Origin of the sequence: Tomitella fengzijianii (assembly GCF_007559025.1) — a bacterium.
Taxonomy (GTDB): Bacteria; Actinomycetota; Actinomycetes; order Mycobacteriales; family Mycobacteriaceae; genus Tomitella; species Tomitella fengzijianii.
The window spans coordinates 1,938,962-1,956,002 of the sequence record NZ_CP041765.1; the positions used below are offsets into that span (position 1 = coordinate 1,938,962).

At 71.4% G+C, this 17,041-nt stretch carries 16 protein-coding genes; 5 read left to right on the forward strand and 11 right to left on the reverse strand.

The features are described from left to right. Nucleotides 1–39: 39 nt before the first annotated feature. Nucleotides 40–621 (forward strand): hypothetical protein, encoded by a 582-nt coding sequence (locus tag FO059_RS08810; RefSeq protein WP_143908066.1) that lies wholly within the window; start codon nucleotides 40–42, stop codon nucleotides 619–621. Beyond that, nucleotides 618–1,187 carry a hypothetical protein gene (locus FO059_RS08815; protein ID WP_143908068.1) on the forward strand — a complete coding sequence of 190 codons (570 nt, stop codon included), beginning with the start codon at nucleotides 618–620 and terminating at the stop codon, nucleotides 1,185–1,187. The genes FO059_RS08810 and FO059_RS08815 overlap by 4 nt, the downstream gene beginning before the upstream one ends. On the opposite strand, the gene FO059_RS08820 is transcribed toward FO059_RS08815, so the two are convergent. The 3 genes from FO059_RS08820 to FO059_RS08830 form a co-directional block, all read right to left on the reverse strand. Further along, the gene (locus tag FO059_RS08820) at nucleotides 1,146–2,366 is read right to left on the reverse strand and encodes an SPFH domain-containing protein (protein WP_143908070.1); all 1,221 of its coding nucleotides are present in this window, start codon (nucleotides 2,364–2,366) and stop codon (nucleotides 1,146–1,148) included. The two genes, FO059_RS08815 and FO059_RS08820, sit on opposite strands and share 42 nt — an antisense overlap. Continuing rightward, entirely contained in the window at nucleotides 2,366–2,797 is a 432-nt protein-coding gene (locus tag FO059_RS08825; RefSeq protein WP_143908072.1) for an NfeD family protein, read from the reverse strand. The genes FO059_RS08820 and FO059_RS08825 overlap by 1 nt, the downstream gene beginning before the upstream one ends. Nucleotides 2,798–2,890: 93 nt before the next feature. Further along, nucleotides 2,891–3,706 (reverse strand): DUF3097 domain-containing protein, encoded by an 816-nt coding sequence (locus tag FO059_RS08830; protein ID WP_143910594.1) that lies wholly within the window; start codon nucleotides 3,704–3,706, stop codon nucleotides 2,891–2,893. Nucleotides 3,707–3,869: 163 nt separating this feature from the next. Between FO059_RS08830 and FO059_RS08835 the strand changes: the two genes are divergently transcribed. Then, complete coding sequence (locus FO059_RS08835; RefSeq protein ID WP_143908074.1) at nucleotides 3,870–4,745, forward strand: hypothetical protein; 876 nt, start codon at nucleotides 3,870–3,872, stop codon at nucleotides 4,743–4,745. Between the two features lie 60 nt (nucleotides 4,746–4,805). On the opposite strand, the gene FO059_RS08840 is transcribed toward FO059_RS08835, so the two are convergent. From FO059_RS08840 to FO059_RS08875, 8 genes are all read right to left on the reverse strand, one after another. After that, nucleotides 4,806–5,906 carry a ferrochelatase gene (locus FO059_RS08840; protein ID WP_143908076.1) on the reverse strand — a complete coding sequence of 367 codons (1,101 nt, stop codon included), beginning with the start codon at nucleotides 5,904–5,906 and terminating at the stop codon, nucleotides 4,806–4,808. Nucleotides 5,907–5,911: 5 nt separating this feature from the next. Continuing rightward, nucleotides 5,912–6,709: an NADH-dependent enoyl-ACP reductase InhA gene (gene inhA / locus FO059_RS08845; protein WP_143908079.1), complete on the reverse strand. Its 798-nt coding sequence runs from the start codon at nucleotides 6,707–6,709 to the stop codon at nucleotides 5,912–5,914. A 48-nt stretch (nucleotides 6,710–6,757) separates the two neighbouring features. Beyond that, on the reverse strand, nucleotides 6,758–7,495 hold the full coding sequence (gene fabG1, locus FO059_RS08850; protein WP_143908081.1) for a 3-oxoacyl-ACP reductase FabG1: 738 nt from the start codon (nucleotides 7,493–7,495) through the stop codon (nucleotides 6,758–6,760). A gap of 90 nt (nucleotides 7,496–7,585) precedes the next feature. Then, on the reverse strand, nucleotides 7,586–8,566 hold the full coding sequence (locus tag FO059_RS08855) for a VWA domain-containing protein (RefSeq protein WP_143908083.1): 981 nt from the start codon (nucleotides 8,564–8,566) through the stop codon (nucleotides 7,586–7,588). After that, on the reverse strand, nucleotides 8,563–9,552 hold the full coding sequence (locus FO059_RS08860; protein WP_143908085.1) for a DUF58 domain-containing protein: 990 nt from the start codon (nucleotides 9,550–9,552) through the stop codon (nucleotides 8,563–8,565). The genes FO059_RS08855 and FO059_RS08860 overlap by 4 nt, the downstream gene beginning before the upstream one ends. Continuing rightward, nucleotides 9,549–10,664 (reverse strand): AAA family ATPase, encoded by a 1,116-nt coding sequence (locus FO059_RS08865; protein WP_143910595.1) that lies wholly within the window; start codon nucleotides 10,662–10,664, stop codon nucleotides 9,549–9,551. The genes FO059_RS08860 and FO059_RS08865 overlap by 4 nt, the downstream gene beginning before the upstream one ends. Nucleotides 10,665–10,776: 112 nt before the next feature. After that, nucleotides 10,777–12,126 (reverse strand): C40 family peptidase, encoded by a 1,350-nt coding sequence (locus FO059_RS08870; protein WP_143910596.1) that lies wholly within the window; start codon nucleotides 12,124–12,126, stop codon nucleotides 10,777–10,779. A 476-nt stretch (nucleotides 12,127–12,602) separates the two neighbouring features. Beyond that, nucleotides 12,603–13,130 carry an Rv1476 family membrane protein gene (locus tag FO059_RS08875; RefSeq protein WP_143908087.1) on the reverse strand — a complete coding sequence of 176 codons (528 nt, stop codon included), beginning with the start codon at nucleotides 13,128–13,130 and terminating at the stop codon, nucleotides 12,603–12,605. A gap of 481 nt (nucleotides 13,131–13,611) precedes the next feature. Between FO059_RS08875 and acnA the strand changes: the two genes are divergently transcribed. Both acnA and FO059_RS08885 read left to right on the forward strand, forming a co-directional pair. Next, nucleotides 13,612–16,326: an aconitate hydratase AcnA gene (gene acnA, locus FO059_RS08880; RefSeq protein ID WP_168226599.1), complete on the forward strand. Its 2,715-nt coding sequence runs from the start codon at nucleotides 13,612–13,614 to the stop codon at nucleotides 16,324–16,326. Nucleotides 16,327–16,454: 128 nt separating this feature from the next. Beyond that, complete coding sequence (locus tag FO059_RS08885; RefSeq protein ID WP_143908091.1) at nucleotides 16,455–17,021, forward strand: TetR/AcrR family transcriptional regulator; 567 nt, start codon at nucleotides 16,455–16,457, stop codon at nucleotides 17,019–17,021. Nucleotides 17,022–17,041: the final 20 nt, after the last annotated feature.

Genomic DNA, 17,041 nt, shown 5'->3' on the forward strand with positions numbered 1-17,041 from the left:
CCCGCGGACCGGGCCGAAGCATCCGGGAGGCCCCAGGCGATGTTCGTGCTCACCGTGGATCAGCGGCGCAGCAGACGTGACAAGGATCGCGTCGAGGCGCTGCTGCCGGAGGTCAACAAGGCGCCCCTGCTGCGCCCCTTCGAACGCACTGCCGGAGACGAGGTCCAGGCGGTCACGGACAACCCCCGCCTGGTGGTGACGATGACCCTGGACCTGCTCCGCCGCAAACACTGGAGCGTCGGGATCGGCATCGGCGCCGTGGACCTGCCTCTTCCGGAAAGCACGCGCGCCGGCAGGGGCAGGGCGTTCGAGGCCGCGCGGTCCGCGGTCGAGGCCGCGAAATCGGCGCAGGTCCCGGTCGCCGTCGTCGGGCCCGATGCGGCCAGAACGGAGTCGGCGCAGACGGCACTGGTGCTCACGGGGCTGGTGATCGTGCGACGCTCCGCGCAGGGACACGCGGCCGTGGGCCTGATGGACCGCGGGCTCACCCAGTCGGAGGCCGCGGAGGTCCTCGGGATCACCAAGCAGGCGGTGTCACAGCGCCTGGCCACCGCCGCGTGGCAGCCGGAAGCGGCGGGCCGGACTCTGGCCGAACGCCTGCTTCGAGAGGCGGACCGGTGATCGCGGCGGCGCTGTCCCTGCTGGGCGCGATCGTCATCGTGTCCGGCATCGCGCGCATCCCCGCACTGCGGAGACGGGCGACGGCGACGTCTGCCGCGGCCGTGGTGATCGTGGGCCTGCTGGTGGCCGCGGCGCTGTGCGCGCGGGCCGCCGGAACAGTGACCGGAGCCGCACAAGTGGCGGCCTACGTGCTCACCGTGCTCGCGGCGGCGCTCTCCGCCGATGGCATCGTGCGGGCGGTGTTCGACGTGGGGATCGTGCGAAAACGTGCGCGCGCCGAAGACTCCAGCGCCGATGACCCGAACGCCGATGACCCGAACGCCGATGGTCGCCCCGGTCCGCTGCGCGGGGGGTTGACCATCGGCGTCCTGGAACGCACTGCGGTGACCGCGGCGGTGCTCGCCGGCTGGCCCGGCGGCATCGCCGTGGTTCTGGCAGTCAAGGGCCTGGCCCGCTACCCGGAGCTGCGTGAGCCCGACGCGTCCGAGCAGTTCATCATCGGCACCTTCACCAGCGTTCTCATCTCACTGGCCGTCGCCGGGGTCGGCGTGATGCTCGTCCGGTAGCCCCGGCTCCCCGGTCGCCGGCGGACCGGGGACGGCGGGGCGCGATCGCGGGGCTATCCGTGCGGCCGCGCCCTCTACGGGGTCGACGGGCGTCCGGGCCACCGCCTCCGCCGCGGCCACGGCCTCCGCGACGGCGGGATCACTGGCGGTTTCGAACCAGTGCGCGACGTCCTCCCAGTCCTCCTCGACGCCGGGCTGATCGCTCTCCGGCTCGGTCGGCTCGAACCGGAACGTCCCCTGCGTGTCGGGTGCGCCGAGCTGCTGGGCGAACCCCTTGAGCGCAGCGCCGTAGTCGCTGGGCACCACCCACACCTTGTTGGCGTCCCCGCGGGCCATCTCCGGCAGCGTCTCCATGTACTGGAACGCCAGCAATTCCGGGGTGGGGCGGCCGCGCTTGATCGCCGCGAAGCGCTTCTCGATGGCCTTGGCCTGGCCCTGGGCCTTGAGGTAGGCGGCGGCGCGCTCGCCCTCCGCGTAGAGGATCTGCGACTGCCTCTCGGCCTCCGCCTCGAGGATCGCCGCCTGCTTGGCGCCCTCGGCTGCCAGGATCTGGCTCTGCTTGCTGCCTTCGGCCGTCTTGATGGACGATTCGCGTTGGCCCTCCGCGGTAAGGATCATCGCCCGCTTCTCGCGGTCCGCCTTCATCTGCTTCTCCATCGACTCCTGGATCGACGGCGGCGGATCGATGCTCTTGAGCTCCACGCGCGCCACGCGTAGGCCCCAGCGCCCGGTGGCCTCGTCGAGCACGCCGCGCAGCTGGCCGTTGATGGAGTCACGCGACGTGAACGTCTCCTCCAGCGTCATCCCGCCGACGACGTTGCGCAGCGTCGTCGTGGCCAGCTGTTCCACGCCCTCGATGTAGTCGTTGATCTCGTACACCGCAGCCTGCGGGTTGGTCACCTGGAAGTACACCACCGTGTCGATGGACAGGGTCAGGTTGTCCTCCGTGATCACCGGCTGCGGTGGAAACGAGACCACGCGTTCACGCAGGTCCACGCGGGCGCGGGTCCGGTCGACGAACGGTATGAGGAAGGTCAGCTGGCCGGAGACGGTGCGCGAATACCGGCCCAGCCGCTCGATCACCGCGGCCTGCGCCTGCGGGACCAGGGTCACGGACTGGACGATGAGCACCACGACCAGTACTACGACGATGATGAGAACGATCAATGCGGCGGCCATCAGAACTCCTTGAAGACGATGGCGGTGGCGCCGTCGATGCGGAAGACGGTCACTTTCTCTCCCTCGGGGTAGATGATCTGGGGGTCGAGCGTCCGGGCCGTCCAGTCCTCGCCGCCGAGCCGGACGAGGCCGTCGTCCGTACCGACCGCACGTAGCACGGTGGCGTGCCTGCCCGGCAGGGCCGCGGTGTTGGTGGGGTGCTCGGGCGGGTGGCCGAACCGCCGCAGCAGGAACGGCCGCAGGCCCAGCACCAGGATCAGCGACACGGCGGCGAAGATCAACGCATCACCCCACACCGGCAGGTCGACGAGCGCGGTGATGCCGGCCGTTCCGAGGGCGCCGCCCGCGATCATCAGCAGGAAGAGGTCCCCGGTGAGCGCCTCGGCGCCGGCCAGCAGCACCGCGGCGGCAAACCAGATCAACGCAGTCACAACACCATCTAACCAAAATTCGGCCGGACGGCGGGCGCGGCGCGGCGGGAACCCGGGCGCCGGGGCGCCTCCGTCCGACCGGACGGAGGAAGCTCAGTCCGGTTCCGTGACGAAGTCGATCAGCCGCTCCACGGCCCCGATCAGCGGGGTTTCCAGGTCGCGATAAGTCGACACCGCTGCGTTCACCTTGCGCCAGCCGTCCGACGGTGTGCCCCAGCCGAGTTCGCGGCAGACCCCGGTCTTCCAGTCGGTTCCGCGGGGGATCTTCGGCCACGCGCGGATCCCGACCGCCGACGGCTTCACGGCCTCCCAGACGTCGATGTACGGGTGCCCGGTCACCAGCACATGCGGACCGAGGTTCTGCGTCATCCGCGACTCTTTGGACCCGGACACCAGATGGTCGGCGAGCACGCCCACCCGCCGGCCGCGCGCGGGGACGAAATCGGCGAGCCGCTCCCCCAGGTTGTCGAGGCCCTCGATGAACTCGACCACCACGCCCTCGACGCGGAGGTCATGCCCCCAGACCCGTTCCACCAGTGCCGCATCGTGCACGCCCTCCACCCAGATCCGGGCGGCGCGGGCGGTGCGCGCACGCAGACCCTCCACCCGGACGGATCCGGACGCGGAGACGGTCCCCTGCGGGTGTTGCGGACGCGCCTTCGGCATCACCAGCGTCACAGACCGGCCGTCGATGAGGAACGCCGACGGCCGCATCGCGAACAGCCGGGTGTTGCCGCGCGCATCCTCGAGGCGGACGAAACGGCCGTCGTAGGTCTTCTCGAAACCGACCACGGCGCCGCAATACCCGGACGCCGCGTCCTCGGCCACGAGTCCGCGTTCCGCCGGCACCTCCGGTGCCGTGCGGGCCTTCTTCCTGGCGTGCCCGGCGAAGATGTCGCCGCCATACATGTCGTTCACGGCACCTGAGCGTAGAGCGGCGGGCGCCCGGTCGTGTCGCGACACGCGCATCGGCCGTTATCCTGGTGTGATCATGAGCGATTCACCACGTCGAAGAGGGGCCCCGGGCCCGTCGGGACCACCGGCCACTCCCCCGCCGGAGGGCCATCCGGCAGTGACCCTGGCGCTGTGGTCGGCGTCCTGGCTGCGGGGCGCCGCGGCGCCGGATCACGTGATCGAGGCGCTGGCGCAATGGGCTCCGATGCACCTGGCGGTGGCGTCGGACGAATCCGCCGCCGCGACGACGGGGTTCGCCTGGCCGCAGGACTCCGTGGGTGCGGGGCCGGTCGCGCTGCTCGGCATGCTGCGCCGGCTCGGCGACGGTCTCCGGCTGGAAGTCGTACTGCCCGTTCCCGGCGACGTCGGTGGGGTGGCCTATGGCACCGCTTTCGCTGCGGCCGCCACCCGGGCCGGCGAGGCGCTGGTGATCCACCGCGGCGTGGGCACCACGGGCACGTGCGCGGACTGCGTCGGCCTGGTCCCGTTGCGCGAGTCCGCCGACGTGCTGCAGTGGGTGGCCTACGACGCGGGATGCCGCGGCGTGCCCGCGGCCGCACCGGCGGTCGGCGCCACCCGGCAGGCGCTGCGCGAGGCGGTCCGGCGCTCGGCGGAGCTGCTCGGCGCTCAAGACCGCGTTGGCGCGGCGGGCGCCCAGGCGCAGCGCACCGTCGCGAGCCACATCGAACGCGCAGGCCGGCACGTGCTGCCCCCGGGCACGCCGCAGCGCGCCGCCGAGGCATTCCATTCGGCCGCGACCGTCGCGGCGATCCTGCACACGGCCGCGGCGACCGCCACCGGGACGCCGCACTCCGCGACGGCCACGGGGTCGCGGGAATCTTCTCTGCGTGAGCTGACGGGAGCGGTGCGCCAGGCACGTCTCGCGGCCACGGCGGACGCGGTGGCCGAGCTTCAGGGGCGCGGGGCCCCGTCGCCGGGGGCCGCGGACGTGGCGGGCCGGACCCGCACGCCCCGGCCTGAACGTCGGTATTGATGGCACCGCGCCACCGGCCGACGGCCCGACGCAGCCTGACCTACCGTGACGCAGCCTGACCTACCGCGACGGGCCGGACTGTCCGACGGTGCGCCGCGGAGGAGAGGGTGCGGCGCAGCAGCCGACGGCGCACGGGGCCCCGTTCCGGGTGCAGCCGTACTGGGGGACGTTGCCGGACCGCCGGGGCGTGGCGCCGTCGAGGTGCTCGCGGACGAGCTCGACGATCATCTCCGCCAGCCGCGGGTCGGTACCGGGCGTGGCCGCCCGGCCGAAGGCGATGCCGAGCCCGGCGGCGTGCTCGCGGGCCTCCGTGTCGAGGTCCCAGATCACCTCGAGGTGATCGGATATGAACCCCACCGGGCACACCAGCACTCCGTCGTGCCTCCGCGCGGCGACCTCGTCGAGGTGGTCGCAGATGTCGGGGCCCAGCCACGGGATGTGCGGCGGTCCGGACCGCGACTGCCACACCACGTCGTGCTCGTCGATGCCGGCGGCCTGTGCCACGAGCCGCGCCGACTCTTCGACCTGACGGCTGTAGAGGCGGCCTCCGTCGGCAGGCGGCCCCGCCGCCTGATCCGCCCCGTCCGGCACCGAGTGGGCGGTGAACACCAGGCGGGGCCGCTCGGCGCCCAGCCGGGACAGCCCGTCGCGCACCGCATCCGCGAACGCGTCGATGAAGAGCGGATGGTCGTGGAACTGCCGGAGGCGCACCAGCTCCGGCGCCCGCTCCCCCGCCGCGGCGCGTGCGCGGGCGATGTCCTCCTGGTACTGGCGGCACCCGGAATAACCGGCCCACGCCGAGGTGGCGAAGACCAGGGCGCCGTCGATCCCCTCGGAGGCCATGGCCGTCACCGCGTCTTCGATCAGCGGATGCCAGTTGCGGTTGCCGAACCGGACCGGCAGGTCGATGCCCTCCGCACGCAGCCGTGCCCGTACCGCGTCGATCAGCGCCCGGTTGAGCGCGTTGATCGGTGAGACGCCGCCGAAGTGCAGGTAGTGCTCCGCCACGGCGTCGAGCCGGTCCGGCGGCACGTTGCGCCCCCGGGTGACGTTCTCGAGGAACGGCCGCACGTCGTCGGGACCCTCGGGGCCGCCGAAGGACGCGAAGAGCAGGGCGCGGGCGCCGGGCTCGCGCACCGGGTCCGCCACTGCGCTGCCCATGCCGGTCACCCGATGGTGGCGTGGAAACCGCCGTCGACGTAGATGACCGAGGCGGTGGTCCCCGGCAACCAGTCGGAGAGAACTGTGGCCACCGTCGTGGCGACCTTCGTCGGGTCTTCGACGTCCCAGCCGAGGGGTGCGGCGCGGTCCCACATCTCGTTGAGCCGGGCGAGCTCGGCGCCCGGCCCGGTCGCATCGCCGGCGATCGCCTTGGCTGCGAGGGTCTTGATGGGGCCCGCCGCCACCAGATTGGAGCGGATGCCGCGGCCGCCGACCTCCTTGGCCACGTACCTGTTCACGGCCTCGAGAGTGGCCTTGGAGACGCCCATCCAGTTGTAGAACGGCATCGACCGGGTGGGATCGAAGTCCATGCCCACCAGCGACGCGCCGTCGTTGAGCACCGGCAGCAACGCCTTTGCCAGTGCCGAGTACGAGTAGGCCGAGACCTCAAGCGCCTGGGACACGTCCTCCCACGGGGCCTCGAAGAATCCGGAGCCCAGGCAGCTGCGCGGTGCGAAGGCGATGGAATGGACGACGCCGTCGATGCCTTCCGGCGCGAGCGCGCGCACCCGGTCCGCGAGGGTCGCGAGATGGTCGGGGTTCTGGACGTCGAGCTCCACCGCCGGCGGGACGTCCTCCGGCAGGCGCTGCGCGATCCGGTCGATCAGGCGCAGCCTGTTGAAACCGGTGATGATGACGCGGGCGCCCTGTTCCTGGGCGGTCTTCGCCACGTGGAATGCGATCGACGCGTCGGTGATGATCCCGGTGACCAGAATGGTCTTGCCGGCGAGCAGTCCTGCCATGCGGTGTGCGCCTCCTGGGCTGCGGGTGTGGGGGTGGTCGGATCCCGGTCAGTGTCCCATGCCGAGTCCGCCGTCGACCGGGATGACCGCGCCGGAGACGTACGAGGCGTCGTCGGAGGCGAGCCAGCTCACGGCGGCGGCGACCTCGTCCGTGCGGCCGGCCCGGCCCAGCGGCACGGCGTCGACGATGGCCTTCTTGTGCGTGTCGCCCAGGACGGCGGTCATGTCGCTGTCGATGAAGCCGGGGGCCACGACGTTCGCGGTGATCGAACGCGAGCCGAGCTCGCGGGTGAGGGACCTGGCCAGACCCACGACGCCGGCCTTGGACGACGCGTAGTTGATCTGGCCGGGGCCACCGGACTGCCCGACCACCGAGCCGAGGAAGATGAACCGGCCGAAGCGCTTGCGGAGCATGGGGCGTGAGGCGCGCTTTGCCACGCGGAACGCGCCGGTGAGGTTGGTGTCGACGACGCGCTGGAACTGCTCCTCCGACATGCGCATCAGCAGCGTGTCGTCGGTGATGCCCGCATTGGCCACGAGCACCTCGACGGGGCCCTGATGTTCCTCGACCTCGCTGAAGGCGCGGTCTACGGAGTCGGAATCGTCGACGTTGCAGACGACGCCGAACAGGTCCTCCGGCACGCCTGATCCGCGATGGGTCACCGCCACGCGGTGCCCGTCGGCGGCGAGCCTGCGGGCGATCGCCAGGCCGATGCCGCGGTTGCCGCCGGTGACCAGGACGGAACGGCCCTGCGCTTCAGAAGGACTCTCATCGGTCTTCGCCATGGTGCCTCACCCTACCCATCGGTATCGGCGCGGCGAAACCGCAGGCGGCCGGGCGCACGATCGCCGCGGGTCCTCCGTGGCGGCCGGCCGTCACGGGAGCCTGCGGCCGACGACGAGCGAGCCGGCCGCAGCGGCCAGTACCAGCGCCGAGCCCAGGAGCAGCCACGGCCGTGAAGCGTCGCCGCGCTCGATCTCGTAGCCCAGCTGGGTCTGCAGGGTGTCGTAGACGCTCTCCAGTTCGCCGAGGCTCGAAGCCCGGAAGAAGGTGCCGTCGGACAGGTCGGCGATCTGTTTGAGCGAGCTGTCGTCCACGGGGACGTTGATCCGCTGCCCCTCGATGTCGACGTACCCGTAGGAGGTGCCGAAGGAGATCGTCGAGACCGGCACGCCGACCTTCTTCGCCTGCCGCGCCGCGGTGAACGCGCCGCGCGGATCGTCGAGGCCCTGCGGCACTGTCTGGGTGCCGTCGGATTCCAGCACGATCCGCGCCGGCGGGACGTTGTCGCCACCGCCCAGTCCGGCGCCGAAGTTCTCGATCGCCTGCAGCGAGGTGAAGATCGCCTCGCCCGTGGCGGTGCGCTCGGCCAGCTGCAGATTGTCGATGGCGTTCACCACCGACTGCCGGTTGGTGGTGGGCGAGACGAGAACCGAGGCCGTTCCTGCGAAGGACACCAGGCCCAGGTTGATGCCGTCGGGGAGCTCGTCGACGAACGTCTTGGCGGCCTCCTGCGCCGCCTTGAGCCTGCTGGGCTGCACGTCCGTGGCCTGCATCGACAGTGACACGTCGATGGCCAGCATCACGGTGGCACGGTTGCGCGGGACCTTGTGGTCGGCGGTGGGGCCGGCGGCGGCGATGGTCAGGCCGGTGAGCCCGAGCACCAGCAGAAGCGCGGGCAGGTGGAGGTACCACCTGCGGCGCTGCGGGGTGACCGAGTCGAGCATGTCGAAACTGGCGAACCGCAGGGCCTTGCGCCGGCGGCGCAGTTGCACCGCCACGTACGCGGCGGCCACCGCGGCGACGGCGATGAGCCAGAGCAGCCACCACGGATGGACGAAGCCGGACAGGCTCACAGCGCCGCCCCCGCCCCGGGCGCGGCGGTGGCCATCGCCCCGGCGTCGAGGCGGCGCCGCGTCGCGACGAATCGGGCGGTGTCCGCCATCCAGTCGCGGTCGGTGCGCAGTGCCAGCATGGGCGCGCCGTTGGCGCGGAACACCCGGGAGACCGCGTCGCGGTGTGCCGCGGACGCCGCCGCGAAATCGGACCGGACCTTCGCCGTGGTGGTGAACTCCCGGGTGCGGCCGGACTCCGGGTCGCGCAGGACCACGGTGCCCACGTCGGGCAGGGCGATGTCGCGTGGGTCGAGCACCTCGACGCCGAGCACATCGTTCGACGCCGCGATCCCCCGCAACGGCCGCTCCCAATCGAGATCGCCGAGGAAGTCGCTCACCACCACGACCAGGCCGCGCCGTGCGCGCCGACGGCGCAGGGACTCGACGGCTCCGGCCAGATCGCCGCGCACCCCGTCCACGGGGCGCTTCGTGGTGGCGATCGTGCGCAGGAGGGTGCGTGCGTGGACCCGGCCGCTGCGGGCCGGGATGCGCACGCGCTCGGATCCGGTGTCGATGACGGCCCCGATCCGGTTGCCCCCGCGCAGGGTCAGGTAGGTGATCGCGGCGCACGCGGCCACGGCGAGGTCGCGCTTCTCGCACTGCGCGGTGCCGAAGTCGAGGCTGGCGGACAGGTCCACCACCAGGGAGGTCTCGAGCTCTCGGTCGGCGATGGGCATACGCATGTGCGGCACCGTGGTGCGCGCGGTGACCGACCAGTCCATGAGGCGGACGTCGTCGCCGGGCTGGTACTCGCGCGCGTCGCCCGGCTCAGTGCCGGGGCCCGGAATCAGGCCGTGGTAGTCCCCGTGCAGCAGGCCGTCGAGGCGCCGGCGCACCGTGAGCTCCAGCGTGTGCAGGGCCGCGCTGAGCGCCGGGTCTTCGAGTTCACCGCGCGCGAACGACGGTGGGCCGCCGCGGGCGGCCGCGCGGTGCTCCGGCCCCGTCAACGCCGGGGACCGGCGTCGGCGGCGGGCGGCCCGGCGTGCGCGCCCGGCGCAGGTTGCGCGGCCGTGACTTGGGGAAGCGGGACCGCGCTGATGACCTTGCGCACGATCTCCTCGGCCGAGACCTCGTCCGCCAGCGCGTCATAGGTGAGCACGAGCCGGTGCCGGAGCACGTCGGGGACCACCTCCACCACGTCCTGCGGCACCACGTAGTCGCGACCTCGGACGAGAGCCAGGGCGCGGGCCGCGGCGATGATGCCGAGCGTGGCGCGCGGCGAGGCCCCGTAGGCGATCCACTGCCCGATCTCGTCGAGGCCGTGGTCCTGCGGGCGGCGGGTGGCGGTGATCAGGCGCACCACATAGTCCACCAGCGCGTGATGGACGAACACGGTGCCGACGGCCTCCTGCAGGCGCACCAGGTCCTCCGGGGTGAGGACGCGCTCGGGGACGGGGGCCGTGCCGCCCATCCGGTAGACGATCTCCCGCTCCTCCTCCGGCGTCGGGTAGCCCACGAGCACCTTGAACAGGAAGCGGTCGCGCTGCGCCTCCGGCAGCGGGTAGACGCCCTCGCTCTCGATGGGGTTCTGCGTGGCCATCACGAGGAACGGCCGCGGCATGGGGTAGGTGGTCCCGCCGATGGACACGTGCCCCTCCGCCATCACCTCCAGCAGTGCGGACTGCACCTTGGCCGGTGCGCGGTTGATCTCGTCGGCCAGGACGAAGTTGGCCACGACCGGGCCGAGCTCGGTGTCGAACTCCTCGCGTCCCTGACGGTAGATGCGGGTGCCGAGCAGGTCGGTGGGCACCAGGTCGGGGGTGAACTGGATGCGCGAGTAATCGCCGCCCATGACCTTCGCGAACGTCTCGACCGCCAGCGTCTTCGCAATGCCGGGGACGCCTTCGAGCAGCACGTGTCCACGTGCGAGGACGGCGACGAGCATGCGCTCCACCAGGTGGTCCTGGCCGACGATGACGCGCTTGATCTCGTAGACCGCCCGCTCGAGCATCGCGGTGTCCGCCGGCAGGCCTGCGGCCCGCGGCGCCGGACCGGCGTCCGTTCGGCCTGCCGCGGCGTCCCCCGCCTGCGCGTGATCCGCAGTCCCCTGCCCGGTCATGTCATGGCTCGCCACCGGTGTGCCGCCCTCCTGATTCGGTGTGCGCGCGGGGAATCCGCGCGCCTGAACGCCGGCCGTGCGCGGCGACGCGAGGCGGCGCGGCTGCGGTCCGTCACCCGATCATGCGTACCGCGTACGGCTGTATCCCGGACCACCGTACCGGTGCCACCCGGACCTCGCTGCCGGAGAACGGCGCCTCCAGCATCTGGCCGTCGCCGAGGTACAACGCGACGTGCTGGCTTCCTCCGGGGCCCCAGAAGAGCATGTCGCCGCGGCGGGCCTGGTCCACCGGCACCTGCTTGCCGGCCGTGTACTGGTAGCCGGAGTACTTGGGCAGCGAGATGCCCACGCCCGCAAAGGCATAGACCATCAGGCCCGAGCAGTCGTATCCGACGTTCTTGTAGTCGCCGTAGGTGTCCGCGACGCCGCCGTCGCGGACGCCCAGTGTGGGTCCGTTGGCGTTGCCGCCGCCCCACGAGTAGCGCACCCCCAGCTGGGACATGCCGCGGTCGATGACGATCTCGATCTTCTGCGCGGCGGACTTGCTCGCCACCGCCGTGTCGACGGTCCCGGTGAGGTCGCCGTTCTTCTGGCTGGCGGCCACCGCGTCGGCGGCAGCCTGGGCCGCGGAGTTCGCGGCCGCGCGTGCCGCCGCCTCGGCGGCGGCCTTGCGGGCGGCCTCGGCCGCGGCCCGCGCCGCCGCCTCCTCGGCCTCGCGCCGGCGGTCCCATTCCTCGTAGACCGCGCGCTGGGACTGCAGCCCGTCGACGTTGTTGCGGGCGGCCGCGAGCTCCTGCTCCGCCTCCTGCTTGTTCGCCTCGATGCGCGTGCGCTCGGCGGCCTGCTGCTGCGCGGCGTCCTCGGCCTCCGCGATCGCCGCCTTGGCCGCCTGCTCTTTGTTGCGGGCATCGTCCGCCGCGGCGTCCGCACGCTGCTTGGCCGCCTTGTTGGACGAGACCTCGTTGGCCTCCTGCGCCCGGGCGCGTTGCAGGTCCACCATCGCGTTCTCGAAAGCCTGCCGGACCACCTCCATCAGGCGGGCGCGGCTGAGCACGTCGTCCGGGCCGTCCGAACCCAGGAACATCGTCAGCGAGCCCACGGGCGCGCCCTGCTGGTAGCCCGTCGAGACGTACTGCTCGAACTGCTCCTGGGCACGCTGGATCGCCTCACCGGCGTCGGAGAGCTGCCGCTGGGCGGTCTGCACCGCCGCTGCCGCTTCCGCTGCGACGGATCGCGCCCGCTGCAGATCGACGAGCGCCTTGTTGGCCGCCTCGCGTTTGATCTGCACGCGGCCCAGGAGGTTCTGCAGATCCTGATCCGCCTGCGCGATCCTGTTGATGAGTTCGCTGACGTGGCCCACGCCCTGCGTCACCGCGCCGGCCGCATCGCGCAACTGCGAATCCGACGGGTTGGGCGGCGGGGGCGGTACGGCCATCGACATCCCGGGGGACGCCAGCAGCATCGTTCCGGCGACGAGCAGGCCCGTACCCACACGTGCGTGTGTCCGGAACCGTCGAGGATGGTCATCAGATCGCGCAGCGCTCGATCCCTTACGTCCCACGAAGTTCTCCCTCGGTTTCGCCGCGCCGCGCACCGGGCGGACCGGCTACGCGGCAGCGGCAGCGAGCGCGGGGCGCTTCCCTTCGCTCCGCACATCCCGGATGCGGCGGTGGAACTGGCGGGCGCGTCGCAGGCCGGCCGGCGGATCCACAGTTTCCACCGGCAGTCCGACAGACGCGTCGACAGGACTCCCATACGCAACATCCGTGCCAGTAGCACCGTACGACAGATCGTGTCCCATGGTGAACTTCTGTCACAAATATCAGCGATGTAATACGCGAAAGGCCAGTTGGGGAGGGTTTTCCGGCGTCGACGGATCGTCGAGGGAATCCGGTCCGAGCGGTAGTGCGGGCGGCGCAAGCCGCTGTGGAGGAGCGCTCAGCCGCGTGCGCGACGCACGTTGAGCACGGTGCCGGCCGCCACGACGAGTACGACCAGCACGAGCAGAACTGCGGAAACGGCGGTCCACGGGAACTGGTCCTGCTCCACGTCGTCGACGAACTGCTGTGCGGCGACGGTCAGTTCCGGCGAGCGCGGATGCTGCACGACGTTCTCCGCGGATTCGAGGGTGAACCTGCTCAGCGTGTCGCTGTAGGTGCCGATCTGCGCGGGACTCAGGGTCAGGACGGTGCCGCCCTCGGACTCTCCGACCGCGGTGGAGAGGTCGCGCAGGCGCTCGGGGTAGGCGATGGGGCTGCCGAGCTTCATGCCCCACTGATCGTGCGGGACCACCACTACCGACAGCTCCAGGCCCTCGTGCTGCGCGTCCGACACGATGTCGCGAAGCCCGGGCGCGGCGTCCGCGTACTCGGGCGGCACGGACACGCCGCCTTCGGCGACGTCCTGGATCACCTGCTGCACGTTCATCCCCGCAAGGGTTTCCGAGGCGTAGGCGGCGGAACTCATCGGCGACCCTTCTCCGTGATCCTTCTGGGTGATCCAACTGGGTGGTCCAACTGGGCGATCCATCTGCCGCGTCGGCGGGGATGACAGAGCGAGTCTAGAGTCCGGGCCCGACGGTCCCCGCATCCGACACGCGCTTCGCCGCCTCCGCGGCCCACGGCGCGGCCCCGGGGGTCGCGGAGGCGGCGCCGGTGGACACGCCGGTCGGCGGGTCCCGAGCAGCCCGTTCCCCGGCCGTCACGCACTTAGTACGCCCGTACTGTTAGAATGCTGTCGAGCCGAGGCGCGCCCCGCCGTGCGGCCGCGGAGCCGGAGCACAGCGCGGACTGGCAAGCCCGTTCCGGCTCTGGAGACGCCATACGCGTCGGCGGTTGTCCCCGCCGCCGTCGAGACGCCTCCGGCACGCGGACGGGCGGCGCACGCGACTCGCGGAACCGCCGGTGAGACCCGCCGACGGTGAGCATCGATGACGAGTGGAGCGCACGTGAGCACAAGTAACGATACTTTCGGCGCCCGCGGCACGCTCGAGGTCGGAGACAACTCCTACGAGGTCTTCCGGCTCTCGGCGCTGCCCGGCACCGCCAAACTCCCCTACTCGCTGAAGGTCCTGGCCGAGAACCTTCTGCGCAACGAGGACGGCAAGAACATCACCGCGGATCAGATCCGCGCCATCGCGTCCTGGGATCCGTCGGCGGAGCCGAGTATCGAGATCCAGTACACGCCGGCCCGCGTGATCATGCAGGACTTCACCGGCGTGCCCTGCATCGTCGACCTCGCCACGATGCGTGAGGCCATCGTCGCCCTCGGCGGCGACCCGGACAAGGTCAACCCGCTCGCCCCGTCCGAGATGGTCATCGACCACTCGGTGATCCTCGACGTGTTCGGCCGCGCGGACGCCTTCGAGCGCAACGTGGAGCTGGAGTACCAGCGCAACGGCGAGCGCTACCAGTTCCTGCGCTGGGGCCAGGGCGCGTTCGACGACTTCAAGGTGGTCCCCCCGGGCACGGGCATCGTCCACCAGGTCAACATCGAGCACCTCGCGCGCACGGTCATGACCCGGGGCGGCCAGGCCTACCCGGACACCTGCGTCGGCACGGACTCGCACACCACGATGGTCAACGGCCTGGGCGTGCTGGGCTGGGGCGTCGGCGGCATCGAGGCCGAGGCCGCCATGCTGGGCCAGCCGGTGTCGATGCTGATCCCGCGGGTCGTCGGCTTCAAGCTGACCGGCGAGATCCAGCCGGGCGTCACCGCCACCGATGTGGTGCTCACCGTCACCGAGATGCTGCGCGACCACGGCGTGGTCGGCAAGTTCGTCGAGTTCTACGGCAACGGCGTGGCCGAGGTGCCGCTGGCCAACCGCGCGACGCTGGGCAACATGAGCCCCGAGTTCGGCTCCACCGCAGCGATCTTCCCGATCGACGCCGAGACCATCGACTACATGCGGCTCACCGGGCGCAGCGAGGAGCACCTGGCGCTGGTCGAGGCCTACGCCAAGGACCAGGGCATGTGGCACGACCCGGAGAACGAGCCCGTGTTCTCCGAGTACATGGAGCTGGACCTGGGCACCGTGGTGCCCTCCATCGCAGGCCCCAAGCGCCCGCAGGACCGCATCCTGCTCAGCGAGGCCAAGCAGCAGTACCGCAAGGACATCAAGAACTACGTGGCCGAGGGCACCCCGGAGAAGGACGGCGTGCCGTCCACACCGGTCGAGGTCGTCTCCGCGGAGCGCGGAACCTTCACGCTGGACCACGGCGCCGTCGCCGTCGCGGGTATCACCTCGTGCACCAACACGTCCAACCCGTCGGTGATGATCGGCGCGGCCCTGCTGGCGCGCAACGCGGTCGAGAAGGGGCTGACCAGCAAGCCGTGGGTCAAGACCAACATGGCGCCGGGCTCGCAGGTGGTCACCGACTACTTCGAGAAGGCCGGCCTGTGGCCCTACCTGGAGAAGCTCGGTTTCTACCTGGGCGGGTACGGCTGCACCACGTGCATCGGCAACACCGGCCCGCTGCCGGAGGAGATCTCGGCCGCCGTCAACGACAACGACCTGGCCGCCACCGCGGTGCTCTCGGGCAACCGCAACTTCGAGGGCCGCATCTCCCCCGACGTCAAGATGAACTACCTGGCCTCCCCTCCGCTGGTCATCGCCTACGCGATCGCGGGCACCATGGACTTCGACTTCGAGTCCGACGCGCTGGGCCAGGACACCGCCGGCAACGACGTGTTCCTCAAGGACATCTGGCCGTCCACGCAGGAGATCAACGACACCATCAAGTCGGCGATCAACAGCGAGATGTTCACCAAGTCGTACGCCGACGTGTTCAAGGGCGACGACCGCTGGCGGAGCCTGCCCACTCCGGAGGGCAAGATCTTCGACTGGAACGACGAGTCGACCTACGTGCGCAAGGCGCCGTACTTCGAGGGCATGACCGCGCAGCCGCAGCCCGTCGGCGACATCACCGGCGCGCGCGTGCTGGCGACGCTGGGCGACTCGGTCACCACCGACCACATCTCCCCCGCCGGCGCCATCAAGTCCGGCACCCCGGCGGCGCAGTACCTCGAGTCGCACGGCATCGCGCGCAAGGACTTCAACTCGCTGGGGTCGCGGCGCGGCAACCACGAGGTGATGGTCCGCGGGACGTTCGCCAACATCCGCCTGCGCAACTTCCTGCTCGACGCCATCGTCGAAGGCGGCGTCAGCGGCGGCTACACCCGTGACTTCACCCAGGACGGCGGCCCGCAGGCGTTCATCTACGACGCCTCGGTCAACTACCAGAAGGCGGGCACGCCGCTGGTGGTGCTCGGCGGCAAGGAGTACGGCTCCGGCTCGTCGCGCGACTGGGCGGCCAAGGGCACCGTCCTGCTGGGCGTCAAGGCGGTCATCGCCGAGTCGTTCGAGCGCATCCACCGCTCCAACCTCATCGGCATGGGCGTGATCCCGCTGCAGTTCCCGGCGGGCGAGTCGTACGCGTCCCTGGGCATCGACGGCACCGAGACCTTCGACATCGCGGGCATCACGGAGCTCAACGAGGGCAGCACGCCCGCCACGCTCAAGGTCACCGCGACCAAGGCCGACGGGTCCACGGTGGAGTTCGACGCGGTGGTGCGCATCGACACGCCCGGCGAGGCGGACTACTACCGCCACGGCGGCATCCTGCAGTACGTGCTGCGGAATATGGCCGGCGCGGAAGCGTAACCACCAGCGCAGGAACAGCAAGGCATTCTCGCGGCCCCGCCCACCAGGCGGGGCCGCGAGGCCGTTCAGGGGTCGCCGCACCTCGACTCCCGTGACGGGCGTACTGCTTGATTGCCTATGATCGGGGGGTGCCCCGAGTCAGCGAAGACCACCGCGCCGCACGGCGCAGCCAGATACTCGACGGCGCCAGGCGGTGCTTCGCCGAGTACGGCTACGAAGGCGCCACCGTGCGCCGCCTCGAGGAGGCCACGGGCCTGTCGCGCGGCGCGATCTTCCACCACTTCCGCGACAAGGAGGCGCTGTTCCTGGCGCTGGCCGAGGACGACGCGCAGCGCATGGCGGACACTGCGGCCGAGCAGGGGCTGGTGCAGGTAATGCGGGACGTGCTCACGCACCCCGAACGCTTCGACTGGCTGGCCACGCGCCTGGAGATCACCCGGCGCCTGCGCACCGACGCGGACTTCCGCCGGCGCTGGGCCGAACGCTCCGGTGAGCTGAGCGCGGCGACCGGCGAGCGCCTGCGCCGCCAGAAGGCCGCGGGCAGGCTGCGCGACGACGTCACCGGCGACGTCCTGCAGGACTACCTGGAGCTGGTGCTCGACGGCCTCATCACCCGCGTGGCGGGCGGGCACGACGCGGGCAACCTGGCCGAGGTGCTGGACCTGGTCGAGGAGTCGGTGCGCAAGCGCGACTAGCGCCGCCGCGGACCGGGGCG